This window comes from Stenotrophomonas sp. Sm2128, from assembly GCF_030985535.1.
GTDB lineage: Bacteria > Pseudomonadota > Gammaproteobacteria > Xanthomonadales > Xanthomonadaceae > Stenotrophomonas > Stenotrophomonas maltophilia.
Window position 1 is genome coordinate 1 of record NZ_JAPTFQ010000015.1, and the last position, 26,525, is coordinate 26,525.

Genomic DNA, 26,525 nt, shown 5'->3' on the forward strand with positions numbered 1-26,525 from the left:
ACGGCAAGACCGGGGTTGGGCGTCCTGCCCAACCCGCCCGAGGCATGCCTCGGGCCCATGCGGCTCACGCCCCCGCACCCGGACCCACCCCGCCTTCGACAGTTTCCTGCGATCTGCCGGCACGGCGTTCTGCTCTGGTGGGTGTCGACCTTGGTCGACACGGTAGATCCCGGCATGCGTGGATGAACGTCGGAATGATCGAAGTACGCTGTTGTAAAGTCGAGCCATGCTCGACTGCTTCTGCCTGGCGATCAGGTGAAGGGGTCAGATCCCGTTCCCGATGGGAACGGGATCCGACCCCGATTCAGAACAACTGGCCCTGCACCGTGGGCTGTTCGATGCGCGCCGGTGCTTCGGCCACCGCTTCCGCACCCAGCCGCCAGGCCAGGCCACCCAATCGGCTGGCGTGGCGTTTCAACGCGGCCTGCAGCACCTCTGCGCTGCCCGCCACATGCAGCACCTGGCGGGCGCGGGTCAGGCCGGTGTAGACCAGCTCGCGCGACAGCACGCGGCTGTCCTGGCGCGGCAGCTGCAACCACACTTCATCGAACTCCGAGCCCTGCGCCTTGTGCACGGTCATCGCAAAGGCGCTTTCGTGTGCGGGCAGTGCGGCCGGGTGGAAGGCGCGCGGCTGGTCAACGGTGTCACCGGGGAACCAGGCCACCATCGCGCCACTGTCATCGCGCAGGCAGATGCCGATATCGCCGTTGAACAGGCGGTGCCGGTAGCTGTTCTCGGTGACCAGCAGCAGGCGACCCTGGAAGTAGCCCGGGGTGTTGCCGGCCAGCAGCTGTTCGATTCGGCTGTTGAGCCCGCGCGCGCCCTGCGGGCCTTCGCGCAACGCGGTCAGCACGCGCAGGCGCCCGGCCTGCTGCAGGGCGAGCACTGGATCGGCCGCGTCGGCCAGTGCGCGCCAATGGCCGCGCAGATGCTCGCGCTGGCCACGCAATGGGTCGGCCTCACCTTCGTGGAAATGCACGCCGGCCAATGCACCGCCGCGCAGCAGCTGCAGCGCGGTACTGCTGTCGCCCTCGCGCACGGCATGCGCCAGCGGTGCCAGGTCCAGCGCATCGCTCTGCCGGTAACCCCGCTGCAACTGCACCCGGCGGCCAGCGAAGGCGCGTGGTGCCGCCTGCGGCTGCAGCGTGGCCGGCGCCAGCAGGCCATGCAGTGCCTGCGCGTCGTCGGCGCGGGTACCGATGCCATCACCGCTGGCACGCAGGATCGCACTGAGCACGTCGCCGGCTTCGACCGAGGGCAACTGATCGGGGTCGCCAAGCAGGATCAACCGGGTGCCGCTGGCGATCGCGTCGACCAGCTTGGCCATCATCGGCAGATCGATCATCGAAGCTTCGTCGACCACCACCACGTCCACCGGCAACGGGTTGTCGGCGTGGTGGCGGAAGCGCGGCGAATCCGGGATCACGCCGAGCAGGCGATGCAGGGTGGTGCCGGTACTGGGCAATGCCGCGCACAGCGCCGGGTCCACGCCGTGCTCCTGCAGGCGCTGCACGGCCAGACGCAGGCTCTCGGCCATGCGCTCGGCGGCGCGTCCGGTAGGCGCGGCCAGCGCCACTTCGGGCAGCGGCTGGCCGGCGTGCCGGGCCTGCGCCGCCAGCAGCAGCAACAGGCGCGCGATGGTGGTGGTCTTGCCGGTGCCGGGGCCGCCAGTCACCAGCGCCAGCGGATGGCGCAGGGTCACGCCGGCGGCACGGGCCTGGTGATCCTCGCTGCCCGATGCCTGCGGGAACAGCTGCGCGAACAACGGTGCCAGCGCTGCCATGTCCGGTGCCGGCAGCGGATGCCGGCCGATGCGCTGCAGCCCGGCGGCCAGCTGCCGTTCGTACTCGCGGTAGCGGCGCAGGTAGAGCAGGCCGTTCTCCAGCACCAGCGGCGCATCCTCGGCGATGGCGTCGGCCTGCTCGGGTATAGCCACCCAAGGCGATGCGCGCAGTTGTGCCAGCCAGTCCTGCGCGGCGGGCCACTCGGGCACCCCTTCCAGCAGGCGCTGCGGCTGCGCCGGATCGAAGCCGGCGTGGCCCTGCGCCACCGCCAGCGAGGCCAGCGCCGCCGCCAGCGCCACGCTCTCCGGCGTGTCGCCGCGCAGCCGCATCAGGCTGGTCGCCAACGCGTGGTCGAGGGTGCGCAGCAGGCCCTTCTGGTGCAGTTCCTTCAGCAGGCTCATGCGCTGGCCCCACGGGCACGTGCGGCCAGTTCGGCCTGGGCCTGTTCGCCACCGGCGAACAACGCATCCAGTGCATCCACCAGCGCCAGCGGGAAGCGGTCCACGTGCACGCCGTTGCCGGTGCCATCCAGGCCGCGGCAGAACAGGTAGCGGATGCCGCCCATGTCACGCTCGTAGTCGTAGGCCGCGCCCAGGCGGAAGCGCAGCCAGCGATGCAGGGCCACGGTATAGATCAGCGCCTGCAGGTCGTACTCGCTGTGGCGCATGGCGATGGCCAGCAGGTCCTGGCTGTAGCCGGGCAGACGATTGGATTTGTAGTCGAGCACGTACCAGCGCCCGTCGCGCACGTAGGTCAGGTCGATCATGCCGGTCATCAGCCCTTCCAGGCGGCGGCGCTGGCCGAAGCCTCGACGACCACTGGAAACACCGTGGGCATGCAGCACCTGCAGCAGCGCCGGCACCGTGGTCGGCTCGATGGCGAAATGGAAGTCGATTTCCGCGCGCCGCTCGCCTTCGCCCAGGCTGTAAAGGGCGCCGCCTTCGGGCAGCGGCACGGTGAGCGTGTGGCCGACCAGCGGCACCAGCACGGCCACGCCATCGTCCAGGTCGACGTCGGCATAGCCTTCGTCATGCAGCGCCTTGCGTAGCACCTCGGCCTGTCCCTCGGGCGCTTCCCGGCCCGGCTGCCAGTCACCCCAGGCAGCGAAGTCGACGTTCTCCATCGCCTCGTGCAGCACGTTGCCGAAGCGGCTGCCCATGAAGCGCGGGTCGATCGGCGCGCTGTCTTCGACGACGGCGGTGGGTTCGGGCAGCGCCGGTTCCAGCGGCAGTTCCGGGCCGGCCGGTTCATCGGCGGCCGGTGCCGGCAGCTCGGTCGCGGCGGCTTCAATATCACTGCCAGCGCCCGCATCGGCATGCGCCAGCTGGGTGAAGCTGTACACCCACCAGTCATGCGGCACGCGCCGGGTCAGTGCACGTACCGCCGGCAGGTCACCTTCCACTTCGGCCGCCAGCTGCGGCAGTGCGGCCGGCGCCTCGCTGTCATCGATGTGCACATCGGCGAGCCCGCGCAGCGCCTGCAGGTCACCCAGCAGCGGCGCCAGCCGCGTCTTGCCGAGCCCGGCCAGATCACCCACGGCGATCCACAGCGCATGCTCGGCGCGGGTCAGTCCCACATACAGCAGGCGCGCATCCTCGGCACGCTGCTCGCGCTCACGCTGCGCGTTGGCCGCTTCCCAGGCCTCGTCCTTGTCCAGCTTCCAGTGCAGCTGGCGCTGGCCGCCAACGTGCACGGCGCAGTGCGAGGCGGTGTTCGGCGCGCCGCCGTCGATGCCGACGAAGGGCAGGAACACCAGCGGATACTCCAGGCCCTTGCTCTTGTGCAGGGTGATGATCTGCACGCGGCGCGCATCCGACTCCAGGCGCAGGAGCTGCTGCTCGTCATCCTGGTCGGCACTGGCCATCTGCCCCTGCAGCCAGTCCAGCAGGCCATGCATGCCCAGCGCCTGCGCCGAGGCCTCCTGCAGCAGTTCACCCAGCTGCAGGTAATTGGTCAGGCGGCGCTCGCCATCGATCAGCGCCAGCAGGCGTTCACCCTGTGCGGCACAGACATCGGCAATCACTGCGAACGGTCCGCCGCGCTGCCAGCGCTCGCGCCAATGCAGCAGCTGTGCCTGGAACCCGCGTTGCAGGTCACCTTCGCGTTCCATTGCCGCGATCGCGCTGGCCCGCTGGCCAAGCAGCACGGTGGCCAGCGCTGCACGCAGGCGGCCTTCGTCGGCCGGTTGCAGCAGTGCCAGCAGCAGCGCACGAAGGTCGCGGGCTTCAGCAGTGGCGAACAGGCTCTGCTTGCCGGCCGCCACCGCGGGAATGCCGACCGCGGCCAGCGCGCGCTGTACCAGGGTGGCCTCGCGATGCGAGCGCACCAGCACCGCGATATCACCGGGCTGCACCGGTCGCTCACGCAACACGGCATTGCCCGTGCGCGCATCGACCAGGATCTGGTGAATCGCGGCCACGCAGGCCTGGGTCGCCGCATCGCGCGAGGCATCGGCGCTCATCGCCTTGTCACCGCCACTGCGCAGCACGCGCAGGGTGAGTGCCTTGGCGGCCTGGCCGTCGCGCAGGTAGTCCGCATCGCTGCGCACGCCACCGGGCCGCACCGGCTCGAACCGGATGTCGCGTTCGAGGAAGGCGTCTTCGCCACCGTTGTCGTACAGCGCCTGCAACGCGCGCAACACAGACGGTCGCGAGCGGAAGTTCTGGTCCAGCACCGGCGCCTGCTGCGCCACCTGCTTGGCCTTCAGGTAGGTGTGTATGTCGCCACCGCGGAAACCGTAGATCGCCTGCTTGGGGTCGCCGATCAGGAACAGCGCCGGCGCCAGGTCGAGTTCGCGCACCTCCGGCGAATCGCCGAACACGGTGTGGAAGATGCCCCACTGGCGATCGTCGGTGTCCTGGAACTCATCGACCAGCGCGATGCGGTACTGCGCACGCAGTTGCCTGACCAGCGTCAGCCGCTGCGGGCCTTCCAGGGCGAGCGCTACGCCATCAATCAGATCGTCGTAGGTCTGTACCCGGCGCGTACGCTTCAGCGCCTGCAGGCGCTGCGTGGCTTCGGCGCGAAGCGTGTGCAGGAAATCCAGCGCGGTGCCACGCAGCCAGGCATCGCGTTCGGCCAGCAGCGCAACATAGCGCGCCAACGGCGCCTGCAATGGCGACGACGGCGTGCGATCAGGAAATTTCTTGTTGGTCTTGTCGGCCAGCACCTCCGGCAGCAGTGCCGGCAGGCGATCGCTGGCCAGCAGCTCGCGCGGGTCGGCGCGCTCGGCCCAGGCCAGCAGCTGCCGGCCCAGCGGGTGCAGCCAGCCCAGCTTGTATGACACGCCGTTGAGCCACTTGTTGTCGACGGCATCGCAGAGGTCGATGAAGAACTGCTCGCCATGCTCGCGCACGCTTGCGGACAGGGCTTCCGCCGCGCTCTGCAATGCCGGGCGTGGATCGGCCAGCGCCGCAGGCCGTGGCAGCGGATGCAGCGGCGGTGTGCCCAGCAGCGCGCGCAGATCGGCGGCCAGCGCGTCGGGGCTGGACCACAGCCAGGTCAGCGGCTCCAGCGTGGCCGGGTCGTTGGCATGCACGCGCCACAGATCGGCCGCGAGCTCCTCCAGCAGTTCACGGTCGCTGGCCAGCAGTTCCGGCGGATCAAAGGTGTGGCCGCTTTCCAGCGCATGCTCGCGCAGCACGCGGGTACAGAAACCATGAATGGTGAAGATGGACGCCAGGTCGATCTCGTCTGCGGCCACCTGCAGGCGGCGTTTCAGTGCGGCGGCGCTCTCGGTGCCGCCCTGCAGATGGCGCTGCAGCACGTCGCGCGTCAATCGTACCTCCGGTGCTTCACCGTCGGCCGCTTCCATGTCGACCAGGCGCGCGGCCAGCGCCAGGCGCTCGCGGATGCGCTTGCGCAGTTCCTGCGTGGCGGCATCGGTGAAGGTCACCGCCAGGATCTGGCCGATGCGCAGGCCCTGCTCCACCACCAGGCGGGTGAACAACGTGGCCAGGGTGAAGGTCTTGCCGGTGCCGGCGCTGGCTTCGATCAGCCGGATGCCCTCCAGCGACAGCGCCAGATAGGGATCGCGGCTGAGGGATTCGAGGCCGTCTTCGGCGATGGCGGTGTTCATGCGTCGCCCTCCTGGCGTGCTTCGGCGCCGAGAGCGCGGCCTTCGCGCACCGCGCTGAAGACCAGCTGGCTGTTGCGCAGCAGGTCAGCGTAGCTGGCATCGGTAGCGAACGGGTCGGCACCGCGCAGCAGCAGCTGCCAGGCGTCGCTGCTGGATTCACCCCAGCTGCGGTCGCTGCCGTGCCACTGCTTCCAGCCTTCGCTGCGCTGCTTTTCTGCCGGCGCGTTGTACAGCACCCAGCCGGTGTACGGGGCAAAGCGCAGCGGCTCGCGCAGGCCACGCTGGCGCAGCTGCAGCAGCGCACGCAGCGCCGCACGTGCAGCGGGAACGCTCAGTGCCGGCAGTACATGCGGGCCGGGACCGGCGTCGCCGCCATCATGGAACTGCACAAGCGGCAGCGTATCGCCCGCAGCGTTCGCCAGCAGCCAGTCCAGGCCGTGGCGGATCACTGCATTGCCATTGAGTGTGCCCGCACGCAGGCGCACCAGCCCTTCGGGATGGCGATCGGCCACGCGGCCATGCAGGCGCACGCCATCAATCTCCACTTCGTAGCGACGGCTTTCCAGCGGTTCGCCCTGCATCCAGCCCAGCAACGCACTGGCATACGGGCGGGTCTTCAATTGTTCCACCTCGAACTGACGCTCGCCCAATGGACCCGACGGCAGCAGGCCGCGCGCGCGCAGTCGCGGGTACAACGGCTCGGTATCGCCGCTGAGCGTGGCACGTACCACCGCGGCCTGCACGCTGCGTTTTTCCGGCCCGCGCGAGGACAGCACCAGCGGTTCCAGGTCATCGACTTCCTCGACGTCGTCGGCCAGGCGCAGGCCCAGCGACTGTGCGAGGAACTGCCCGGCCGGGTCGCACAGGAAGCGGCGCAGGGTATCGAGCGCGACTTCGTCTTCCACCGCATCGTCGAGCGGCGGCGGCAATGGAGCATCGAACCATGGCTGCAGGCCGCCGCGCTGGCCGGTGAGACGACCGGCGGCCGGATGCCACTGGCGGCGATAGCTGAAGCGACGTGGATCGCCATCACCGAACGCCGCCGGTGAGAACGGCTGCAGGGCATGTCGCACGGTGAAGTCACGGGCCGCTGCAGGCGGATCGAGGTGATACGCGGCGGCGGCATCGATCAGTTCGCTGACCAGTACCGACGGCTCGCGCACGCTGCCATCGCGCGGATCGGCGCCGAGATAGCTGAGATAGAACACCTCCTGCGCGGCGGCGAACAGCTGCAGGAACAGGAAGCGGTCATCCTCGCGGGTGGAGCGGTCGCCCGGACGGCGGCGCGGCGTATCCAGCTCGGCGGTGAGTTGGTTGAGACCGGCAGCGGGGTCACGGCGCGGGAAATCGCCATCATTGAGGCCGAGCACGCAGATCACCCGGAACGGCAGCAGGCGCATCGGCACCATGCGGCCGAAACTGATGCCACCGGTCAGCAGCGGTGCGCGCGTATCGGCCTCGCCCAGCGCGCCGGCGAAGTGCGCGCGCACCACCTCCGGCGGCACGCCTTCCTCGAAGCCGGCCTTGGCGGCATCGTCGGCGAACTGGTTGAGCAGCTTGCGCAGGCGCTCCAGCGCGCGCTGGCTGTTGGGGGAACTGGGCGCGGTGGGCAGCAGTGCATCCAGCAGCGACAGCAGGCGTTGCCGCCACTGCGCCGGGGTCAGCAGCTCGCCCAGTCGGCGCTGGTAGATGGCCAGCACGCGCAGCAGGCGCAGCAGCCGGTCCAGCGCGTCCAGCGCACCGCCTTCCAGTTCGATCCACGGCGCCACGCCGGCCAGGTCGGCCTCGCTGCCGGTGGCGTGGCCGAGTACCAGGCGATCCAGCGCGAACTGCCAGGTGTAGGCGTCGTCGGCCGGTGCCTGGTGCTGGTTGCGGTGTTTCGCATCCAGGCCCCAGCGTGCACCGGCCTGTTGCAGCCAGCCATGCAGGCGGTCGAAGTCCACCGCCTCCAGCCCGGCCGCCTCGGCCAGCGGCGCGCTGGCCAGCAGGTCCAGCACTTCGTTCAAGCCAAAGCGCGAGACCGGCAGGCCCAGCAGGTGCACGAACACATCGGCCAACGGCTCGCCGGCCAGCGGACTGCTGTCGGCCAGCGCATACGGAATGTGTTCCTCCTCGCCGCCGCGACCGCCGAACACCGCTTCCAGGTACGGCACATAGGGATCGATGTCCGGCGCCAGCACCGCGATCTCGCGCGCCTGCAGCGGCGGGTCGAAGCGCGGGTCCTGCAGCAGGCTGCGCAGCTGGTCGTGCAGCACCTGCAGCTCGCGCAGGCGGGTATGGCAGGCATGCACCTGCAGGCTGGGGTCGTCGCTGCGCAGGCCGTCGCGCAGCTCGCCCGAGGGCAGCGCGCGGCGGTGGAACAGGTCACGCTGCAGGCGATGCAGCAGGCTGTCGGACAGGCCGCCTTCGTCCAGGGTCGGGCGAGTGTCCTCCTCCGGATCGGAATAGGCAGCGATTTCGCCGGCCGGATGCACCACCTCGTAACTGCCCAGCACCGCCATGAAGTCGCGCCCGGCCGCACCCCAGGCTTCCAGCAGGCGGTTCTCGCCGGCCGCTTCGCCGAAGGGGTCCGGTGCGCCGCTGCGCAGGCGCTCGGCCAGCGTCTGCAGGTCACCCCAGTACGACTGCACCGGGGTAGGCATATAGAAATGCAGTTCGCCCACCCGCGCCTGGGTGGCCATCACCCGCAGCACGTCGGGCGAGATGTTGAGCGTTGCGAACGCAGACATGCGCGGTGGCAAGCCCTTCGGCAGCGGTTGGCCGGCACCTTCGAAACGGTCCAGGTATTCCTGGATGCGGCGCGCGCGGTAGTCGTGGCCCTGGGTGATGGTGCGCCACAGGATCGCCTGCGGGTCGGCAGGATCGGCACCGGCTGCCCAGCGCAGCAGCCAGTCACGGCGCCACGCCTGGTACTTCTCGAATACCGAGGCCAGCTCGCCGGCCAGCGCCCAGGGTTTCAATGCGTCACCGCCGGCAAGATAGGACTGCAGCGCACGCATCGGTGGCTGCGCCAGCAATGTCGGGTCGCGCAGGGCCTGGTACAGCTTCCAGTGCAAGCCGGCCGCGTCCAGATCGTCCTGCTCGCCGCTGACGTTGGCCTTCAGCGCGCGGGCCACGAACTCGCCCGGGGTGAGGAATTCGAGGTTGGCGGCGACACCGAATTCGGCGGCCAGTGTCGCTTGCAGCCAGCGGCGCATCGCCACCTGCGGGATCAACACCAGTTCCGGCGCCAACAACGGCTGGCCTGGCACCGGCGCACGCACGTTGCGCGCCAGCAGCGCGGCCAGCACGTCCAGCGAGTTGGAATGGTAGAGGCGGAAATCGCTGCCTGGGTCACTCATCATGCACAGTGTGCAGGACGGCAGGCAGTATTCAATGGTCGGCCCATCGACGGTACGGATTGTTCCGGGCTGCCGGCCGATTGTCCCGGCCTGCGCCCCGCCCTGCCGTGCAACAATACTGGACCGTCCAGTCTGCTTATGTTCAGCCGGCTGGCCCGATCCTTCGATGTCTAAAAAACGTTAATGGTGCCCATGTCGGCTTCCACCTCCAGTCTGGTGCAGTTGTCCAACGTCCGCATCGACCGGAGCGGACGCACGATCCTGCGTGACGTGTCGCTGCAGGTGCCGCAGGGCAGTATCACCGCCGTGCTCGGCCCCTCCGGCAGCGGCAAGTCGACCCTGCTGGCGGCGCTGACCGGCGAACTGCGACCGGTGGCCGGCGACGTCACCCTGTTCGGCAAGCCGATCCCGCATGACAGCAGCGCGCTGCTGGAGATGCGCAAGAGCGTGGGCGTGCTGCTGCAGGGCAATGGTCTGCTGACCGACCTCACCGTGGCCGAGAACGTCGCCCTGCCGCTGCGTACGCATACCCGCTTGCCGGCCGCCGTGCTGCGCCGGCTGGTGGAGATGAAGCTGCATGCGGTGGGCCTGCTGGCCGCCGCCGACGCCTGGCCGCGCGAACTGTCCGGCGGCATGGCGCGCCGCGTGGCGCTGGCCCGTGCGCTGGCGCTGGACCCGCCGCTGATGATCTACGACGAGCCGCTGACCGGGCTGGACCCGATCGCCTCCGGGGTGATCATGAGCCTGATCCAGCGCCTCAACCACAGCCTGGGCCTGACCAGCATCATCGTCAGCCACCACGTGCACGAGACCCTGCCGATCTGCGACCAGGTGATCGCCATCGCCAATGGCGGCGTCGTGTTCCAGGGGACGCCCGAGGCACTGCAGTCCAGCCAGGATCCGCTGCTGCGGCAGTTCCTGCATGGCCAGCCGGATGGCCCGATTCCGTTCGATGCCGCGCCACGCGCGAGGGTTGCCTGATGCCGTTCGTCCAAGCCACCCGCTCGCTGGGTCGCGCCGGCCTGTTCTCGCTGACCGTGCTGCGCGGTTCCCTGCCGACCCGTGATTTCCTGGCCGAACTGACCCGCGAGATCTACAAGATCGGCGCGCGCTCGCTGCCGATCATCGCCGTCGGTGGCGCCTTCGTCGGCCTGGTGCTGACCCTGCAGGGCTACCGCACGCTGACCACCTTCGGCGCGGCCGACGCGTTGTCGACCCTGCTTGGCCTGTCGCTGTACCGCGAACTGGCGCCGGTGCTGACTGCGCTGCTGTTCATCGGCCGCGCCGGCAGTTCGATCGCCGCCGAGCTGGGCCTGATGCGCGCCACCGACCAGATCAAGGCGCTGGAGCTGATGGCGATCGACCCGGTGGCCAAGGCCGTGGCGCCACGCTTCTGGGCGGCGGTGCTGACCGTGCCGCTGCTGACCGGCATCTTCTGCTCGCTGGCGATCAGTGCCAGCTACTTCGAGGCCGTGCACGTGCTGGGCCTGGACAATGGCGTGTTCTGGTCGGCGCTGCGCAACAGCGTCGATTTCTGGGATGACTTCGGCGTGGCGATGCTGAAGTCGGCGATCTTCGGCGGCACCGCCGCGCTGGTCGCCGCCTATGTTGGTTTCCATGCCGAGCCGACCATTGAAGGCACGTCGGTGGCGACCACCCGTGCAGTGGTCAACGCTTCGCTGCTGGTGCTGATGTTCAACTTCGTTCTGTCGGCAATGTTGTTCACCTAACCCCTCCACCGGCGGTGCGCAGGCGCGCGCGGCCACCACGACTCGATCAGGTAATCCACATGGCCATCCGCGGTCCCAGACTCGAATTCTCCGTCGGCGCTTTCCTGCTGCTGGCCCTGGCCTCGCTGATGGTGCTGGCGGTGGCCTCGACCAACCAGCGCTGGAGCTGGGGCAGCCAGGGCTACGAGCTGAAGGCGCGCTTCTCCCAGGTCGGCCAACTGCGCAAGCAGGCGCCGGTGAAGATCGGCGGCGTCACCGTCGGCCAGGTCGCCTCCATCGACCTGGACCCGGTGAAGTTCGAATCGATCGTGACCCTGCGCATGGACAGCAAGGTCAAGGACCTGCCGGCGGACACCTCGGCCGGCATCTTCACCAGTGGTTTGCTCGGCGAGAGCTATATCGGACTGCAGCCGGGCGGTGATCCGGACGTGCTGAAGGCCGGCGACGAAATTGTCTTCACCCAGCCGGCGGTTGACCTGATCCAGCTGGTCGGCAAGTACATGTTCAGTGGCGGCGCCGGTGGCGGCGCTGCTCAGAAGCCCAACGATGGCGCGCAGGCGCCTGCAACGGAACCGCAACCATGAAGATGAAACTGATCCCGGCCCTGCTCGCCTCGGCGCTGCTGGTGGCTACTCCGTTCCTCGCCCAGGCCCAGGCCGCCGCCCCCGCCGCTGCCGCGGCGCAGGGCCAGGCCGGCAAGGTGGTGATCGATGCCAGCACGCGCATCCTCACCACCCTGCAGCAGCGCAGGAGCGAATTCGGCAGCAACCCGGCCAGCCTGCGCAACTACATCGACAGCGAACTGAACCGCACCTTCGACCGCGACTATGCCGCGCGCCTGGTGCTGGGCCCGCACGCCCGTGGTGCCTCGGATGCCGACATCAAGCTGTTCGCCGATGCCATGGCCGACAGCCTCATGCAGCGCTACGGTTCGACCCTGCTCAACATCCAGGGCAAGCCGAGCTTCCGCCTGAAGGGTGAAAGCCCGCTGCCGGGCAACCGCGGCGTGCGCGTGAGCACCGAGCTGGTGCGTGCCGGCAGCGAGCCGACCCCTGTCGAGTACTGGATGCGCAACGTGAACGGCCAGTGGAAGATCTTCGACGTCAACATCGAAGGCATCTCCTACGTGCAGACGTTCCGCAACCAGTTCGACACCCCGCTGCGCCAGAAGGGCATCAAGCAGGTGGCCAGCGAGCTGCACAGCGGCAGCATGCAGGCCGGGCCCGCGGGCAATGGCAAGTAACGCACTGGCGCTGCTGGAAGGCGACACCCTGCGCCTGCGCGGGGTGCTCGACCGCGCTGCGGTGATCGCGCTATGGCCGCAGCTGCAGGCCCTGCCGGCAAAGCTGGCACGGCTGGATCTGGCTGAGGTCGAACGCGTGGACAGCGCCGGCCTGGCCCTGCTGGCCGAGCTGGCGGCACGTGCGCGCAAGGCCGGCCATCCGCTGGTGATCACCGGCGCGCCGGCTGGCTACAACGAACTGAGCGCGGCCTACCGGCTGTCGCCCAACCTGGATTTCAACGCTACTTCTGCTGCGAGCTGACATGAACGTCGTGCGCACTCTCCCCCTGATCGTCCTGGCCACCGCCCTCACCGCCTGTGCCGGCAAGCCCGCGCGCAGCGATGCACCGGCAGCCAGCACCGTGGTCCCGGCCAGTTCTTCCACCTCGCCCGCCGTCGCGGCCACCGATGCCGGCACGGCTGACGCTGCTCCGGTCGCGCCGGTGGCCAATCCGCCGGCGGCTGCCGCATCGTCGCCGGCTGCTCCCACCGACAGCGGCGACGGCAGCGCGGCGAAGACCTCAGCCGCCACCGCGCCCGGTGGCGATGACGACTTCGATGCCCTCTATGGCGGTGCCGGCAACACCACCAACGCAGCGGCCTACGATCCGTGGGAACCGTTCAACCGCAAGGTGCACAAGTTCAACAACGCGGTCGACCGCGGCGTCGCGCGTCCGCTGGCCACCGCCTATACCCACGTGGTGCCGCGCTTCGCCCGCACCGGCGTCAGCAACTTCTTCAGCAACCTGCGCGCGCCGGTGACCATCACCAACCAGCTGCTGCAGGGCCGCGGTGCCGATGCATGGGACAGCCTCGGCCGCTTCCTGATGAACAGCACGCTGGGCATCGGTGGCCTGTTCGATCCGGCCAGCAAGGCGATGGTGCCGCGCCGCAATGAGGACTTCGGCCAGACCCTGGGTGCCTGGGGCTGGCGTCGTTCGCGCTACGTGGAACTGCCGTTCTTCGGCCCGCGTACCGTGCGCGACGTGTTCGGCCTGGCCGGCGACATTCCGCTGTCGCCGATCCGCCGTATCGAAGAGGACAAGGTCCGCATCGGCCTGCAGGGCCTGCAGCTGGTCGATACCCGCGCGCAGCTGCTGGCGATCGACGACCTGCGTGACACTGCCGTGGACGAGTACTCGCTGGTGCGCGATGCATGGATGCAGCGTCGCAACTACCAGATCGAGAACGATCTGCGCAGCAAGCGCGAGCGTGGCCACGACGACGCCAATTCGCCGATCCCGGTCGATGCGATGCCGATGCCGCAGTGGACGCACTGAGTCCTGTCAGCGACGCATGAAAAACCCCGCCTCGGCGGGGTTTTTCTTTGGCGCCGTGGGTGGGGTCGGAGCCCTTTCCCGTGGAAAGGGATCCGACCCCGGCCGATCAGGCAGCCAGCGCGGCTTCGATGGCTTCGCGCAGGCGCGCGTCGTCAGCCGCCACGTCCGGGGCGAAGCGGGCGATGACCTTGCCGTCGCGGCCGACCAGGAACTTCTCGAAGTTCCACAGCACCGCCGGCGCGGCGTGGATCGGAATCTCCTTGCTGGCCAGGCGCTCGCGCAGCGGGCCTTCGCCGATCGACTGCGGCTGCGCAGCGATCAGCTGCTGGTACAGCGGGTGGGTGTCGTCACCGGCCACGCTGATCTTGGAGAACATCGGGAAACTGACATCGTAGGTGAGCTGGCAGAACTGCTGGATCTCCGCTTCGCTGCCCGGCTCCTGGCCGAGGAAGTTGTTGGCCGGGAAGCCCAGCACTTCCAGGCCCTGTGCGTGCTTTTCCGCATACAGCGCCTGCAGGCCTTCGTACTGCGGGGTCAGGCCGCACTTGGAGGCGACGTTGACCAGCAGCAGTACCTTGCCCTGGTAGTCGGCAAGCGAGGACGGCTGGCCGTCGATGGTGGTGAGGGAAATGTCCTGGATCGAAGTGCTCACGCGGGGGCTCCGGCAACAGCGGGGAATGGCCCACCAGCATAGCGCCGCGCGATGTCGGTCGTGCCGGCCGCTGGCCGGCAATCGTGCGATCGTTCGCAAGGGTTCATGAGGCTGCCGGCACTACGATCAGTCCACGCAGATCATGCCCTGCGCCTTGCCCTCATCAATGCGCTGGCGGCAGCCGAAGTTCTGGCGGGCATCGCGCTGGCAGGTGCCGGTGGCGGCGCCGCCAACCGCCACTTCGCCGCCGGCAAGGCACTGGCCCGTGCAGTCGCTCTTGCGGCTGCAGGCCTTGCCGGCATCGGCGTAGGGAATCACGCACTGTTCGCGCTGCAGCCGGCCCAGCCGCTGCAGGGTGCCGCCAGCGGCCTGGCAGTCCACATCGCGCGCTTCGCGGTAGGCCTCGGCCGCTTCGGGACTGGTGGCTGCGGCGGGTGCCGCCGCCGGATTGGCAGCCGGCGGTGCGCTGCTGCAGGCGACAAGCAGCGCGGTCAGGATGAGACTGGTGCAGAGGCGCAGGCGCATGGCGTTACCTGATCCAGTAGGACAGGCCGCCAGCATACGCATCGACCATGCAGGCGGCGTGTCGACGTAGCTCAGGCTTCGTCGCCGTCGTCGCCTTCGTTGCCTTCGTCCTCGGCCGTGGCATCAGCATCGGCCAGGCCGCCCAGCAGGGATTGCGCCTGCTCTGACGCCAGCGACTCCACGCCGCGCAGGCGCCGTTCGATGGTGCGCGTCTTGCGGCTGGCTTCGCCGATGCTGCGGCCGACCGTGGTGATCTGCTTCTCGGCCTTCTCGAGAATGCCGGCGAACTTGCCGAACTCGCTCTTCACCGCACCCAGCAGGCTCCACACCTCGCTGGAACGCTGCTCGATGGCCAGCGTGCGGAAGCCCATCTGCAGGCTGCTGAGCAGCGCGGTGACCGTGGTCGGTCCAGCCACCACCACGCGGTGCTCGCGCTGCAACAGGTCGACCAGGCCCGGGCGCCGGATCACTTCGGCATACAGGCCTTCGGTTGGCAGGAACATCACCGCGAAGTCGGTGGTGTGCGGCGGCGCGATGTACTTGTCGCAGATCGACTTGGCCTGCACGCGCACCGCGCGTTCAAGCTGGATGCCCTGCAGGCGCACGCCGTCGGCGTCACCCTGTTCCTGCGCGTCGAGCAGGCGCTCGTAGTCCTCGCGCGGGAACTTGGAGTCGATCGGCAGCCACACCGGCGTGTCGTCGCTGCTGCGGCCCGGCAGGCGCACCGCGATATCGACCATCTCGCCACTGTCCGGGCGTACCTTCACTGCCCGCGCGTACTGTTCCTGGGTGAGCGTCTGTTCGAGGATGTTCTCCAGCTGTACTTCGCCCCAGCTGCCACGGTTCTTGACGTTGGTCAGCACACGCTTGAGATCGCCAACGCCGGTGGCCAGCTGCTGCATCTCGCCAAGACCGCGCTGCACCTGTTCCAGGCGCTCGGAAACCAGCTTGAAGGAGTTGCCCAGGCGTGTTTCCAGCGTCGACTGCAGCTTTTCGTCCACGGTGTGGCGCATCTGCTCCAGCTTCTGCGCATTGTCGTTCTGCAGCGCGCGCAGCTGCTCTTCCAGCGTGGCGCGCATCTCGGCGATGCGCTGTTCGTTGCGCTGGGTCAGTTCCTGCAGGCGCAGGCCAAGGCTTTCGGTCAGGCGCTGCTGCGACTGCGCGCCTTCCTCGCGGCCCTTGCGCGCGTCATCGACCAGGGTCTGGCGCAACGCACCCAGCTGGGTGTCGGTACGCCCGGTGAGTTCCTGCAGCTGCTGGCCGAAGGCGTGGATGCGCGCTTCCTGCTGCTGGCCGAAGGTTTCCAGCTGGCCGCGCAGTTCCTGCAGGCGCTGCCCCATGAGTGCGGCGCCACGCTGCTGGCTCTCCGCCGCCTCGGCACGCGCCTTGCGGGCGTCCTCGCCCAGCGCCTCGCGCAGCAGGTCCAAGCGCTGGTCGGTGCGGGTGGACAGATCGGTCAGCGCGCGGGCAAAGCCATCGAGCTGTTCGCGCAGCTCGCTGCGCCCGGCGCGCGCCTCCTCACGCACCGCCTGTTCGAGGCGGTCGTGCGGCGGGCGGCGCAGCAGGGCGACAAGCTGCAGGATGAGCACGGCCAATAGAAGGCCGCCAATGAGCAGATATTCGGTTTGCATGGGGCAAGTGTAGGCTGGCGGAGTCTCAGCTGCTGCGCCAGAACCATGCTCGCTCTGTACGGAAAGCCCACCTCCATCAACGTGCGCAAGGTGCTGTGGCTGTGCGCGAGGCTGGATCTGCCCCTGCGCCACGAGCCTGCGCCACCCGCGGACCTGCTGGCCGCACTGAATCCGAACCGGCAGGTGCCGGTGCTGCGCGATGGCGACTTCGTGCTGTGGGAGTCCAACAGCATCTGCCGCTACCTGGCTGCCCGCGCCGGCCGTGACGACCTGCTGCCCGCAGCAGCGCAGGCCCGGGCCCGGGTGGAGCAGTGGATGGACTGGCAGTCCAGCGACCTCAACAGCGCCTGGCGCCATGTGTTCATGGCGCGCGTGCGCCAGCATCCGGACTACCCGGACGATGCCCGCGCCGAGGCCAGCCTGGCGCAGTGGAACCGGTTGATGGGGGTGCTTGATGCACAGCTGGCCGCTTCCGACGGCTATGTGGCGGGCGACACCTTTACCCTCGCCGATATCGTGCTGGGGCTGTCGACCCAGCGCTGGCGCAGCACACCCGGCCACAAGCCCGCACTGCCACACCTCGCGGCGTGGTTCGAACGCCTGCGCCAGCAGCCCGGTTTCGCCGAACACGTCGACAATGGCGTGGCCTGAGGCAGGGGTCAGATCCCTTTCCCGGGGGAAAGGGATCTGACCCCAAGAGCGACCCCAAGGGCGCGGGAACGACCCGGCCTTACCAGCCTTCCAGCACGATCTTGCCCTTGGCGCGGTGACTCTCCAGCAGCGCATGGGCGCGCCGCAGGTTGGCCGCGTCGATGCGCCCGAAATGCTCGCCCAGGGTGGTCTGCAGCACACCGGCATCGATCAGCTCGGCCACCCGGTTCAGCAGGTCGTGCTGGCGCTGCATGTCCGCGGTCTTGTACAGCGGGCGGGTGAACATCGACTCCCAGTGCAGTGACAGTGCCTTGCGCTTGAGCGCCATCACGTCCACTTGGCCCGGATCGTCGATCAGGCCGAACTGGCCCTGCGGCGCCAGCAGCTCCACGATCTGCGCGTAGTGCTGGTCGGAGTGGGTCAGGCTGGCCACGTGCTGCACCTCGCTGATGCCCAGCCGTGCCAGTCCCTCGGCCAGCGGCAGGCTGTGGTCGATCACGTGGTGCGCGCCCATCGCATACGCCCAGTCCTGGGTGTCCGGGCGCGATGCGGTGCCGATCACCGTCAGTTTCGTCAGCTTCCGTGCCAGCTGCACCAGGATCGAACCGACACCGCCAGCAGCACCGATCACCAGCAGGGTCTGGCCTTCGCCACCGCCCTCGGGGATGCGCAGGCGGTCGAACAGCAGCTCCCAGGCGGTGATTGCAGTCAGTGGCAGCGCGGCGGCGGCGGCATCATCGAGGCTGGCCGGCTTGCGGCCGACGCTGCGCTCGTCCACCAGCTGGTACTCGGCATTGCTGCCCGGGCGGTCGATCACGCCGGCGTAGTAGACCGCGTCGCCAGGCTGGAACAGGGTGACTTCGCTGCCCACCGCGTCGACGATGCCGACCGCATCCCAGCCCAGCACGCGCGGGCCGTCGGTGGCCACGCCGCGGCGGACTTTGGTGTCGACCGGGTTCACCGCCACCGCGCGCACCGCCACCCGCAGGTCGCGTGGGCCGGGCTGCGGCAGTTCCAGTTCGATATCGATCAGGGCCCGGATGTCGTCGATCGGCAGGCCGGCGTGGGTGTAGGCAATGGCGCGCATGGCAGCGGTCCAGTGGGGAAGGAGTGCACAGGTTGCGCCGCGCACGGTCGCTCAGAAAGGCGCAGAATCGGGCAGCACTTTCACTCCGGCAATGAAGATGATCCGCTTCGACGACCTGCAGTTGTTCGTCCGCACGGCCGCACTGGGCAGCTTCTCGCAGGCGGCCCGCGAGGCCGATCTGTTACCCGGCCAGGTCGCTGCTGCCGTGGCGCGGCTGGAACGCGAACTGGACCTGCGCCTGTTCGTGCGTACCACCCGCAGCCTGCGCCTGACCGGCGAGGGCGCGCTGTACCTGCCGTATGCGCAGGAGGTACTGGCTACCCTGCGCGAAGGGCGGGCCCGCGTACAGGGCGAGGACGCCGAACTGCACGGCACGCTGCAGCTGTCGGCACCGTCGGACTTTGGTCGCAACCTGCTGCTGCCGTGGCTGACCGCATTCCGAGCCGCACATCCACGGCTGCGCCTGCACCTTCGGCTGTCCGATGAAGTGGCCGACGTGTTCCGCGATCCGGTTGATGTGGCGATCCGCATCGGCCACTTCGATGACGCCAACTACGTGGCCCTGCCCCTGCTGGAAGGCAACCGTCGTGTGCTCGCGGCGTCGCCCGATTACCTGCAGCGACGGGGCACGCCGGTGCGCCTGGACGAACTGCGTGAGCACGATTGCCTGGTCTACCAGCTCAGTGGCCGCGCCTACGATCGCTGGTCGTTCGAGGTCGACGGGCGCCGCACCGTGATCCCGGTGCGCGGCCCGCTGGTCTGCGACGACGCCGACGTGGTGCGGCGCTGGGCGGTGGCCGGCGAAGGCATCACCTACAAATCCTGGCTGGACCTGCGCGAAGACGTGCTGGCCGGACGCCTGCAGCTGCTGCTCGACGGCGTCGGCAGCCACATTCCGTTGCAGCTGGTATGCCCGCACCGCAAGCAGTTCTCGCCCGCGGTACGGCAACTGCACGCGCAGCTGCGCCAGCACCTGCAACCGCTGCTGTCTGGCATGCCCGATGGACTTCCCCGCCCCCTGTCGCCCACCCCGGTGCTGGCCGACAATGGCAGCCCCCCGTAAGAGAGAACACCGCCATGCCGTGGATGGGCATCCAGGACCTGTGGACGTTTCTGGTCGCTGTGCTGGTGTTTCTCGCCCTGCCCGGCCCCGGCACCTTCACCCTGCTGACCGCCACCGGTCGGGGCGGCGTGCGCGGCGGCTACACCGCGCTGGCCGGCCTGCTGGTCGGTGACCAGATCCTGATGTGGCTGGCGCTGGCCGGTGTCGCCGCACTGCTGAAGGCCAACCCCTTGGTCTTCCACGCTGTGCAGTACCTGGGTGCGGCCTACCTGGTATGGGTGGGCATCAGCCTGCTGCGCACGCCGAAGCACGAGGGCGGTGATGCTGGTCCGATCCGCATGCAGCCGGGCCGCTACTTCCAGCAGGCGATCCTGGTCAGCCTGCTCAACCCGAAGGCGATTCTGTTCTACATGGCCTTCCTGCCGCTGTTCATCGATCCGAAGGCGCACCAGGGCATCGCCACCTTCGCGGCCCTGGCCGGCATCATCCTGGTGGTCAGCATCGCCTACTGCTCGATGCTGATCGGCGTGGGCAACCTGGCCCGCCGCCGGTTGATCCAGCATCCGCGCATCAGCGATGCGCTGCGCCGGGTGGCCGGCCTGTTCCTTGTCGGGTTCGGCATCCGGTTGGGGTTGAACGGATGAAGGCCTGGCTGGCAACCGCGGTCGCACTACTGCTCGCCGGCACCGCCTCTGGCACCACCGTGCAGGACCATCGCTGCCTGAGCGGCGGTCGCAATGACAGCATCCACCTGGAATGGCGCTGGCTGAAAGACGGCCGGGCCGATGTGCGCTACGCCGGGCAGCGCGAGCGCCTGCCCCTGCACCGGATCTCGATGGAGACCACGGTGCTGGCCGAAGATCGCCCGTACCAGTTCGACAGCGTCTGGGAAGAACGCATCGACGGACGCCTCAACGGCCGCTACCTGCTGAGCACGCAGGGTGCCCTGGTGCTGGATCTGCGTTACGAACGCGCCCGCGATGGCCGCAGCACCACCTTCCACGACGACCCCGAAGCCTGGCAGGAAGACGGCTGCCGCTGGCCCGGCAGGGTAGCTGAGTGAGCACCATCGACGACGACACCCTGCTGGAGCGCAGCTGGGAGTATCGGGAGGAGACGCTGTACCGGCGGTTGTTCGGCGATACCGGACCGGGGATCTACCCCCTCGACATGGATCTGCTGCGCAACGTCTTCAAGCAGGAGCAGATCGACCCGCGCTGGCTGCATGTCGGCGTCAATGCGTGCCCTCCGCACGGTGATCGACGGCACTGGATCTATGTCAGCACCGGCCTGTCCAACCCCTGGGAAGGGCGGCACGAAGATGGAGATTCGGGGTGGGGCATCGAACTGATGCTTGAGACGCAGGATGAAGCGACGTGGGCGCTGACCACCTTGCGCTGGTTCACCGCGTACCACCTGCTGCTGTGCCACTCACGCATGCCCGGCAATCCGTTGGCGCCATGGGACCGGCTGAAGCTGGGGGGGCCGGTGGATCACGCAGGGAGCATGCTGCAGGCGGCCGTCTTCGTTCCGTCATTGCACTTTCCGGGACCCCAGCAACTGCCATCGGGACGATTCGACTTCCTGCAGCTGCTGCCGTTGACCCTGGACGAGCACGCGTTCGGCCGCGCGCATGGCTTCGAAGTGCTGGTGGCCCAGTTGAGAACCCAAGGTGCGGCGCCGGTGGTCGATCCGCAGCGGGTCAGCATCGATCTGGCCCCTGCTCTCGTACTTCAATCGCCTCCGGGCTCGCCTTGAGGGATCGAATCATTTCGAACCCTGCCAGCATTTGTGCCGATTCCGGCAGCGTGGCCGGGGTGCAGCGCGCGCCCCGCCATGCATGACCCCCGTCAGTGGTAATGCTGCGCTGCGTTCGGTCACACTCGGGAACTTGTCGTTCTTAGTCACCCCTTCCGAGGCCTGCATGTCCCTGTTCCGGCGCAAGTCCCTAGATTCCGTCACCGTCCACGAAGCCGGCAGGCGTCTGATCCCGACGCTCAGCTGGCCGCACCTGATCGCGCTGGGTATTGGCGCCATCGTCGGTACCGGCATCTACACGCTGATCGGCGTCGGTGCCAACCTGGCCGGCCCGGCCGTGCTGATCTCCTTCGCCATCGCCGGTGCGGTCTGTGCCTGCGCGGCGCTGTCCTACGCCGAGCTGTCGACGATGATGCCGGCCGCCGGCAGTGCCTACACCTACAGCTACAGTGCGCTGGGCGAGGTGTTCGCCTGGGTGGTGGGCTGGAGCCTGATCCTGGAGTACTCGCTGGTGGTGAGTACGGTGGCGGTGGGCTGGTCCGGCTACTTCGTCGGCTTCCTCGAATGGGTCCACACCCAGTTCGGCTGGAACGTGCACCTGCCGGCCTGGCTGGCGGCCGGCCCGCACGTGGAAGGCGGCATGATCAACCTGCCGGCGATCATCATCACCTGGCTGGTGGCCGGCATGCTGATGGCCGGCACCAAGGAAAGCGCCACCCTCAACGCCATCCTGGTGGTGTTCAAGCTGATCGCGCTGGCCATCTTCGTGGCCGTGGCCCTGCCCGCCTTCGACAGCGCCAACCTGCAGCCGTTCATGCCGTATGGCTTCGCCAAGTCGATGGGCCCCGATGGCGTCGAGCACGGCGTGATGGCAGCGGCGGCGATCATCTTCTTCGCCTTCTACGGCTTCGATGCGATCTCCACCGCCGCCGAGGAAACCAAGAACCCGGGCCGCGACCTGTCGATCGGCATCATCGGTTCGATGATCGGCTGCACCATCGTCTACGTGCTGGTAGCGCTGGCCGCCGTGGGTGCGATGAGCTACGCCGTGTTTGGCCACAGCGCCGAGCCGCTGGCGCTGATCATGCGCCAGCTGGGCCATCCGACCGCGGCGATGGTGATCGGCGTGATCGCGATCATCGCCCTGCCGACCGTGCTGCTGGCCTTCCTGTACGGCCAGAGCCGCATCTTCTTCGTGATGAGCCGTGATGGCCTGCTGCCGCGTGGCCTGTCCAAGGTCAACGCGCGCACCGGCACGCCGGTGGCGACCACGCTGTTCACCGCAGTGGTGGTGTCGGCGCTGGCCGGTGTGGCGCGCCTGGACGAGATTGCCGCGCTGGCCAACGCCGGTACCCTGGCCGCGTTCACCGCCGTCGGCATCTGCCTGGTGGTGCTGCGCCTGCGCGAGCCGAACCGCGAGCGCACGTTCCGCACGCCGCTGGCCTTCGTGGTCGGCCCGCTGGCCGCGCTGGGCTGCATCTACCTGTTCATCAGCCTGCCGCACACCACGCAGCTGTACTTCCTGCTGTGGAACGTGGTCGGCCTCGTGCTGTACTTCCTGTACAGCCGCCGCCACGCACTGATCGCGAAGTAAACGGATCACCGGTCGTGCCGGCCGGCCGCCACGACCGCAGGGCGTTTCAACCGCCCTGCTTTGCCGCGTAGTCCTGCGCCTGGCGCATCACCCGCAGCAGGTTGCCGCCCCAGATGCCGGCAATCTGCTGCTCGGTGTAACCCTTGCGCAGCAGCCACGCGGTGATCTTCGGCAGCTGGCTGACATCGGGCAGGTCGCTCAGGCCACCGCCGCCATCCCAGTCCAGGCCGATGCCCACGTGCTCGGGGCCGACCACCTTGAGGATGTGCTCGAAGTGGGCGAAGAAGTCGTCGAGGCTGGCATGGCGCACCGGGTGCTCGTGGTCCAGCGCCTGTTCGGCCTTCAGCAGGGCAACACCCTGCTCAATGCCCATGCCTTCCCAGCCACCCAGCTGCTTGCTCAGCGCTTCCTCGGCCTGCTTGCGCTCGGGCGTCTTTGCGGTGTCGATCAGGTAGCCACCATAGGCGTTCACCTGGATCACGCCGCCGGCCTTGGCCAGCTTGCGCAGGCGCGCGTCATCAAGATTGCGCGGGTGGTCGTAGACCGCCTTGGCTGAGCTGTGCGACAGCACGAAGGGCACCGGCATCATTGCCAGCAGGTCATCGAACACCGCGTCGGACGCATGCGACTGGTCGATCACGATGCCCAGCTTCACCGCCTGCTGCACCAGGCCCTTGCCGGCCGGGCTCAGGCCTTTCCATTCCGCTCCCTTGGGGTCGGTGGCCGAATCGGCGAACTCGTTGTTGGCGAAGTGCACGGTACTGAGCAGGCGCAGGCCGGCACGGTGGTAGAACGAGAGCAGGCTGGGGTCTTCCACCAGCGGGCTGGCGTTTTCCATGCTGATGTAGACCACGCGCTTGCCGGCGGCCTTGATCCGTGCCGCGTCATCGGCGGTCAATGCCAGCGCGAAACGCTCGGGATTGGCGGCCAGCATTTCGCGGATCTCCAGCAGCCGCTGCAGGCCATGGTCACGCTCGGCGAGGTGCGCGGCTGGGCTGCGGTCGCCCTGATCGGTGTAAATCGCCCAGAAGCCACCGTCCAGCGCGCCCTCGACCATGCGCGGGTAGTCCACCTGCGAGAGTGCGTTGCGGTCGTGGCGCTGCTCGATGTCGAAGCCGGTCCGGCCGAAATTGGCCGGCGTATCCAAGTGGCTGTCGAGCGTGACCAGGCGCTGCTGCAGCGCCTTGGCTCGGGCCAGTTCCTGTGCGCTGAACTCGATGGCATGAGCCGACAGCGGCGCACACAGCGCCAGGGCAAGCACGACGGACAGGTGGCGCAACGATGGCATGGGCTCTCACCGGCAATGGGAAGAGCCCGACCATAGCGCTGCAGCCAGCAGATTTGTAGAGTCGAGCTCACGCTCGGCTGCCAGGCACCGCGAGTCGAGCATGAATCGTATTCACGGCCCAGCGGCCAGCTTCCCGCGCATTGCGATGCGTTCGAAACAATGGCGCCCCCAGGATCAGGTGGCGCGGCTCGCCTCTACATCGTCCCGCGGTCAGTCGACCACGCGGCAGAACACGGCCTTCAGGTAACGCGATTCCTGCACGTGGGCCATGAACGGATGGTCCGGACCGGCGCCAGCGACCTTCAGGATCTGGATCGTGCGGCCGGAGAAATAGGCCGCGCGGCGCAGCATGTCGAGGAACTGGTCCTCGGCCACCAGGCCGGTGCAGGAGAACGTGGCGAACAGGCCGCCCGGCTTGACCACGCCCAGCGCCAGCTTGTTCATGTCCAGGTATTTCTTCAGCGCGGTGATGACCTGGTCGCGGTCGCGGGTCATCTTCGCCGGATCCAGGATCACCACGTCGTACTGCTCGCCGCGGTTGGCGGCGTCGCGCAGCCACGGGAAGATGTCGGACTGGATGAACTTCGGGCGCACGTTGTTCAGGCGCGAATTGCCCTTGGCGATCTGGATGACGTCCTCATCGATGTCGATGCCGACCACTTCCGAAGCGCCACGCGCAGCGGCATACACGGCGAAACCGCCGGTATTGCAGCACAGGTCCAGCACGCTCTTGCCTTCCACCTGCTGGCTCAGCCACTCGCGGTTCTCGCGCTGGTCGGCGAAGAAGCCGGTCTTGTGCGCGCCGGCCGGGTCGGCGCGGAACTTGATGCCGTACTCGGTGATCACCGACGCCTCGGTGGTGGTGTTGCCGTGGAAGTCGAAGCTCTCCTGCTTCTGCACGTGTTCGTCGGCGAAGCTGTGGAAACGGCAGCCCGGGAACTGCTCGCGCAGGGCGTCGTAGATCCATTCGCGGTGGCGGAACATGCCGGCGGCGAAGAACTCGACCACCACCAGGTCGCCGTAGCGATCCACCACCAGGCCGGACAGGCCGTCGCCTTCGCTGTGCACCACGCGCCAGGCGTCGGAGACCGCGTCGAGCTTCAGCACCTCACGGCGCAGCGACACCGCCTGGGCGATCTTGCGCGAGAACCAGCCGGCATCGACCGGCACGTTCTGATCGGTTTCGAGGATGCGCACGGCAATGCGCGAGTGCCCGTTGTAGAACCCGCGGCCAATGAACTCGCCATCGATGCCGACCACGTCGACGATGGAACCGGGCTTGGGCCGGACGGTCGGTTTCTCGACCAGTTTCTGGAAGATCCACGGGTGGCTGGAACGCCACGCATTCTTGAGGCGGACAATCGGAAGGGGGGTATTCATCCACCCATTGTAAACCGGGTGCCGGGGTCGGATCCCCGCAGGGGCTCTGACCCCAGTGTGGCGACGATGGGGTCGGAGCCCCTTTGGTGATCCGCCCCCTGGCCTCCCCATTTGACGGCGGCGGGGCCAGACGGCAGAATCGGCGCCAGAAGGGGAGTAGCTCCCAGACGTTGTCGCCGTCATTTCGAGCCCGCAGGCTCCGGTGCAACGGCAGTTCCAGCCGACTGGAACTGCGAGCGAGACCTTCGCCGTACTGGCGAAGCTCTGTCCCTGGATCCCCCTCCCGATCCTCCGTTGCAGATCCTCGCCGTCCGGCCTGGCATTCATCTTTCCAACGGACATTCCCAATGCAGACGATCGGTAACGTGTGGTTGTGGGGCGGCTTCGCAGCGGTGGTGGTCATCGCCCTGCTGGTCGACCTCGTGTTGATGCGCCATGGTGGACCGCACAAGGTCACCTTCAAGGAGGCCCTGTGGTGGTCCATCGGCTGGGTCGCGCTGGCCCTGCTGTTCAATGCGGGCCTCTGGTACTACCTGAATGAGACCGCCGGCCAGGTGGTGGCCAACAAGGTCGGCCTCGAATTCCTGACCGGCTACCTGGTCGAGAAGGCGCTGGCGGTCGACAACATCTTTGTGTTCCTGATGATCATGAGCTACTTCGCGGTGCCGGAGGAGCAGCGCCAGAAGGTGCTGATCATCGGCATCCTGGGTGCGATCGTGCTGCGTACGATCATGATCTTCGCCGGCAGCGTGCTGATCAGCCAGTTCCATTGGCTGCTTTACGTGTTCGGCGCCTTCCTGCTGTTCACCGGCTGGAAGATGTGGTTCGCCGCCGGCCAGGAGCCGGACCTGGAGACCAATCCCGCCCTGCGCTGGATGCGCAAGCACCTGCGCCTGCTGCCGGACTATGCCGGCAACGCACTGAGCGTGAAGCGCGACGGCGTGCGCTGGTTCACCCCGCTGTTCGCGGTGCTGATCCTGATCGCGGTCACCGACGTGATCTTCGCCGTGGACAGCATCCCGGCGATCTTCGCGATCACCACCGACCCGTTCATCGTGCTCACCTCCAACGTGTTCGCGGTGCTGGGCCTGCGTGCGATGTTCTTCCTGCTGGCCGGCATGGCCGACCGCTTCCACCTGCTGCCGTACGGCCTGGCGCTGGTGTTGGCCTTCATCGGCATCAAGATGATGATCATCGACCTGTTCAAGATCCCGACCCCGGTGTCGCTGGGCGTGGTCGCGGTGATCATCGCCGCCACCGTGGTGCTGAGCCTGAAGTACCCGCCGAAGGAAGGCTCGGGCCACGCCTGAGCCTGAGCGGTGGGAAGACGCGGCCGGCGGGATTGTCCCGCCGGCCGCACCCACTCTCCCGCAACAGTGGCCTTGGTTTCGCGCCAGTCAC

At 68.2% G+C, this 26,525-nt stretch carries 21 protein-coding genes and 1 pseudogene; 13 read left to right on the forward strand and 9 right to left on the reverse strand.

Features of this window, described 5'->3' with window-relative positions; all coding sequences use genetic code 11:
• Window positions 1-304: 304 nt before the first annotated feature.
• From recD to recC, 3 genes are read right to left on the reverse strand one after another with little or no spacing between them, the layout of a single operon-like run.
• Window positions 305-2,185, reverse strand: a complete 1,881-nt coding sequence (gene recD, locus O0K41_RS06475; protein ID WP_164223160.1) for an exodeoxyribonuclease V subunit alpha — start codon at window positions 2,183-2,185, stop codon at window positions 305-307.
• On the reverse strand, window positions 2,182-5,862 hold the full coding sequence (recB, locus tag O0K41_RS06480) for an exodeoxyribonuclease V subunit beta (RefSeq protein ID WP_197592315.1): 3,681 nt from the start codon (window positions 5,860-5,862) through the stop codon (window positions 2,182-2,184). The genes recD and recB overlap by 4 nt, the downstream gene beginning before the upstream one ends.
• A complete protein-coding gene (gene recC, locus O0K41_RS06485) occupies window positions 5,859-9,206 on the reverse strand; it encodes an exodeoxyribonuclease V subunit gamma (protein WP_164223166.1) in 3,348 nt (1,115 codons plus the stop codon). The genes recB and recC overlap by 4 nt, the downstream gene beginning before the upstream one ends.
• A 189-nt stretch (window positions 9,207-9,395) precedes the next feature.
• On the opposite strand from recC, the gene O0K41_RS06490 reads away from it, so the two are divergent.
• From O0K41_RS06490 to O0K41_RS06515, 6 genes and pseudogenes are all read left to right on the forward strand, one after another.
• Window positions 9,396-10,184 carry an ATP-binding cassette domain-containing protein gene (locus O0K41_RS06490; protein WP_005411704.1) on the forward strand — a complete coding sequence of 263 codons (789 nt, stop codon included), beginning with the start codon at window positions 9,396-9,398 and terminating at the stop codon, window positions 10,182-10,184.
• Window positions 10,184-10,933 carry an MlaE family lipid ABC transporter permease subunit gene (locus tag O0K41_RS06495; RefSeq protein ID WP_005414955.1) on the forward strand — a complete coding sequence of 250 codons (750 nt, stop codon included), beginning with the start codon at window positions 10,184-10,186 and terminating at the stop codon, window positions 10,931-10,933. Before O0K41_RS06490 ends, O0K41_RS06495 begins: the two co-directional genes overlap by 1 nt.
• Before the next feature lie 59 nt (window positions 10,934-10,992).
• Window positions 10,993-11,457, forward strand: a pseudogene (gene mlaD, locus O0K41_RS06500) (outer membrane lipid asymmetry maintenance protein MlaD); the annotation flags it as partial.
• Between the two features lie 56 nt (window positions 11,458-11,513).
• Window positions 11,514-12,176, forward strand: coding sequence for an ABC transporter substrate-binding protein (locus O0K41_RS06505; RefSeq protein WP_049417748.1), 663 nt, complete (start codon window positions 11,514-11,516; stop codon window positions 12,174-12,176).
• Window positions 12,166-12,477, forward strand: a complete 312-nt coding sequence (locus tag O0K41_RS06510; RefSeq protein WP_005414956.1) for an STAS domain-containing protein — start codon at window positions 12,166-12,168, stop codon at window positions 12,475-12,477. The genes O0K41_RS06505 and O0K41_RS06510 overlap by 11 nt, the downstream gene beginning before the upstream one ends.
• Before the next feature lies 1 nt (window position 12,478).
• Complete coding sequence (locus O0K41_RS06515; protein WP_005414957.1) at window positions 12,479-13,495, forward strand: VacJ family lipoprotein; 1,017 nt, start codon at window positions 12,479-12,481, stop codon at window positions 13,493-13,495.
• 106 nt (window positions 13,496-13,601) lie between these two features.
• On the opposite strand, the gene O0K41_RS06520 is transcribed toward O0K41_RS06515, so the two are convergent.
• The 3 genes from O0K41_RS06520 to rmuC form a co-directional block, all read right to left on the reverse strand.
• Window positions 13,602-14,147: a glutathione peroxidase gene (locus O0K41_RS06520; RefSeq protein WP_049450034.1), complete on the reverse strand. Its 546-nt coding sequence runs from the start codon at window positions 14,145-14,147 to the stop codon at window positions 13,602-13,604.
• A gap of 126 nt (window positions 14,148-14,273) precedes the next feature.
• Window positions 14,274-14,672 carry a hypothetical protein gene (locus tag O0K41_RS06525; protein WP_099481639.1) on the reverse strand — a complete coding sequence of 133 codons (399 nt, stop codon included), beginning with the start codon at window positions 14,670-14,672 and terminating at the stop codon, window positions 14,274-14,276.
• Window positions 14,673-14,743: 71 nt separating this feature from the next.
• Complete coding sequence (gene rmuC, locus O0K41_RS06530; protein WP_164223169.1) at window positions 14,744-16,303, reverse strand: DNA recombination protein RmuC; 1,560 nt, start codon at window positions 16,301-16,303, stop codon at window positions 14,744-14,746.
• Between the two features lie 45 nt (window positions 16,304-16,348).
• Between rmuC and O0K41_RS06535 the strand changes: the two genes are divergently transcribed.
• Complete coding sequence (locus O0K41_RS06535) at window positions 16,349-16,954, forward strand: glutathione S-transferase N-terminal domain-containing protein (protein ID WP_088435717.1); 606 nt, start codon at window positions 16,349-16,351, stop codon at window positions 16,952-16,954.
• A gap of 79 nt (window positions 16,955-17,033) precedes the next feature.
• Here the strand turns inward: O0K41_RS06535 and O0K41_RS06540 are convergent, their stop codons facing one another.
• A complete protein-coding gene (locus tag O0K41_RS06540) occupies window positions 17,034-18,041 on the reverse strand; it encodes a zinc-binding alcohol dehydrogenase family protein (protein WP_164223172.1) in 1,008 nt (335 codons plus the stop codon).
• A gap of 91 nt (window positions 18,042-18,132) precedes the next feature.
• On the opposite strand from O0K41_RS06540, the gene O0K41_RS06545 reads away from it, so the two are divergent.
• The 5 genes from O0K41_RS06545 (at window position 18,133) to O0K41_RS06565 (ending at window position 22,456) form a co-directional block, all read left to right on the forward strand.
• Window positions 18,133-19,104 (forward strand): LysR family transcriptional regulator, encoded by a 972-nt coding sequence (locus O0K41_RS06545; protein ID WP_164255527.1) that lies wholly within the window; start codon window positions 18,133-18,135, stop codon window positions 19,102-19,104.
• Between the two features lie 14 nt (window positions 19,105-19,118).
• On the forward strand, window positions 19,119-19,748 hold the full coding sequence (leuE, locus tag O0K41_RS06550; protein WP_005411716.1) for a leucine efflux protein LeuE: 630 nt from the start codon (window positions 19,119-19,121) through the stop codon (window positions 19,746-19,748).
• Complete coding sequence (locus tag O0K41_RS06555; protein WP_005411717.1) at window positions 19,745-20,167, forward strand: hypothetical protein; 423 nt, start codon at window positions 19,745-19,747, stop codon at window positions 20,165-20,167. The genes leuE and O0K41_RS06555 overlap by 4 nt, the downstream gene beginning before the upstream one ends.
• Window positions 20,164-20,862, forward strand: a complete 699-nt coding sequence (locus O0K41_RS06560; protein ID WP_049450044.1) for a suppressor of fused domain protein — start codon at window positions 20,164-20,166, stop codon at window positions 20,860-20,862. Before O0K41_RS06555 ends, O0K41_RS06560 begins: the two co-directional genes overlap by 4 nt.
• Window positions 20,863-21,028: 166 nt before the next feature.
• The gene (locus tag O0K41_RS06565) at window positions 21,029-22,456 is read left to right on the forward strand and encodes an amino acid permease (protein WP_049450045.1); all 1,428 of its coding nucleotides are present in this window, start codon (window positions 21,029-21,031) and stop codon (window positions 22,454-22,456) included.
• 46 nt (window positions 22,457-22,502) lie between these two features.
• Here O0K41_RS06565 and O0K41_RS06570 read toward each other — a convergent pair whose 3' ends face one another.
• The gene (locus O0K41_RS06570) at window positions 22,503-23,744 is read right to left on the reverse strand and encodes a dipeptidase (RefSeq protein ID WP_049395270.1); all 1,242 of its coding nucleotides are present in this window, start codon (window positions 23,742-23,744) and stop codon (window positions 22,503-22,505) included.
• Window positions 23,745-23,954: 210 nt separating this feature from the next.
• Window positions 23,955-25,124: a class I SAM-dependent rRNA methyltransferase gene (locus tag O0K41_RS06575; RefSeq protein WP_005411721.1), complete on the reverse strand. Its 1,170-nt coding sequence runs from the start codon at window positions 25,122-25,124 to the stop codon at window positions 23,955-23,957.
• Between the two features lie 347 nt (window positions 25,125-25,471).
• Between O0K41_RS06575 and O0K41_RS06580 the strand changes: the two genes are divergently transcribed.
• Window positions 25,472-26,434: a TerC family protein gene (locus tag O0K41_RS06580; protein WP_014648950.1), complete on the forward strand. Its 963-nt coding sequence runs from the start codon at window positions 25,472-25,474 to the stop codon at window positions 26,432-26,434.
• Window positions 26,435-26,525 lie beyond the last annotated feature (91 nt).

What these genes read in the sequence shown, in the direction of transcription:
- O0K41_RS06495 (WP_005414955.1), top strand. Translation starts at nt 10,184, where the DNA reads ATGCCGTTCGTCCAAGCCACCCGCTCGCTGGGTCGCGCCGGCCTGTTC.
- recC (WP_164223166.1), bottom strand. Translation starts at nt 9,206, where the DNA reads ATGATGAGTGACCCAGGCAGCGATTTCCGCCTCTACCATTCCAACTCG.
- O0K41_RS06490 (WP_005411704.1), top strand. Translation starts at nt 9,396, where the DNA reads ATGTCGGCTTCCACCTCCAGTCTGGTGCAGTTGTCCAACGTCCGCATC.
- O0K41_RS06505 (WP_049417748.1), top strand. Translation starts at nt 11,514, where the DNA reads ATGAAGATGAAACTGATCCCGGCCCTGCTCGCCTCGGCGCTGCTGGTG.
- recD (WP_164223160.1), bottom strand. Translation starts at nt 2,185, where the DNA reads ATGAGCCTGCTGAAGGAACTGCACCAGAAGGGCCTGCTGCGCACCCTC.
- O0K41_RS06510 (WP_005414956.1), top strand. Translation starts at nt 12,166, where the DNA reads ATGGCAAGTAACGCACTGGCGCTGCTGGAAGGCGACACCCTGCGCCTG.
- O0K41_RS06570 (WP_049395270.1), bottom strand. Translation starts at nt 23,744, where the DNA reads ATGCCATCGTTGCGCCACCTGTCCGTCGTGCTTGCCCTGGCGCTGTGT.
- O0K41_RS06555 (WP_005411717.1), top strand. Translation starts at nt 19,745, where the DNA reads ATGAAGGCCTGGCTGGCAACCGCGGTCGCACTACTGCTCGCCGGCACC.
- rmuC (WP_164223169.1), bottom strand. Translation starts at nt 16,303, where the DNA reads ATGCAAACCGAATATCTGCTCATTGGCGGCCTTCTATTGGCCGTGCTC.
- recB (WP_197592315.1), bottom strand. Translation starts at nt 5,862, where the DNA reads ATGAACACCGCCATCGCCGAAGACGGCCTCGAATCCCTCAGCCGCGAT.
- O0K41_RS06565 (WP_049450045.1), top strand. Translation starts at nt 21,029, where the DNA reads ATGTCCCTGTTCCGGCGCAAGTCCCTAGATTCCGTCACCGTCCACGAA.
- O0K41_RS06545 (WP_164255527.1), top strand. Translation starts at nt 18,133, where the DNA reads ATGAAGATGATCCGCTTCGACGACCTGCAGTTGTTCGTCCGCACGGCC.
- leuE (WP_005411716.1), top strand. Translation starts at nt 19,119, where the DNA reads ATGCCGTGGATGGGCATCCAGGACCTGTGGACGTTTCTGGTCGCTGTG.
- O0K41_RS06575 (WP_005411721.1), bottom strand. Translation starts at nt 25,124, where the DNA reads ATGAATACCCCCCTTCCGATTGTCCGCCTCAAGAATGCGTGGCGTTCC.
- O0K41_RS06580 (WP_014648950.1), top strand. Translation starts at nt 25,472, where the DNA reads ATGCAGACGATCGGTAACGTGTGGTTGTGGGGCGGCTTCGCAGCGGTG.
- O0K41_RS06540 (WP_164223172.1), bottom strand. Translation starts at nt 18,041, where the DNA reads ATGCGCGCCATTGCCTACACCCACGCCGGCCTGCCGATCGACGACATC.
- O0K41_RS06525 (WP_099481639.1), bottom strand. Translation starts at nt 14,672, where the DNA reads ATGCGCCTGCGCCTCTGCACCAGTCTCATCCTGACCGCGCTGCTTGTC.
- O0K41_RS06535 (WP_088435717.1), top strand. Translation starts at nt 16,349, where the DNA reads ATGCTCGCTCTGTACGGAAAGCCCACCTCCATCAACGTGCGCAAGGTG.
- O0K41_RS06515 (WP_005414957.1), top strand. Translation starts at nt 12,479, where the DNA reads ATGAACGTCGTGCGCACTCTCCCCCTGATCGTCCTGGCCACCGCCCTC.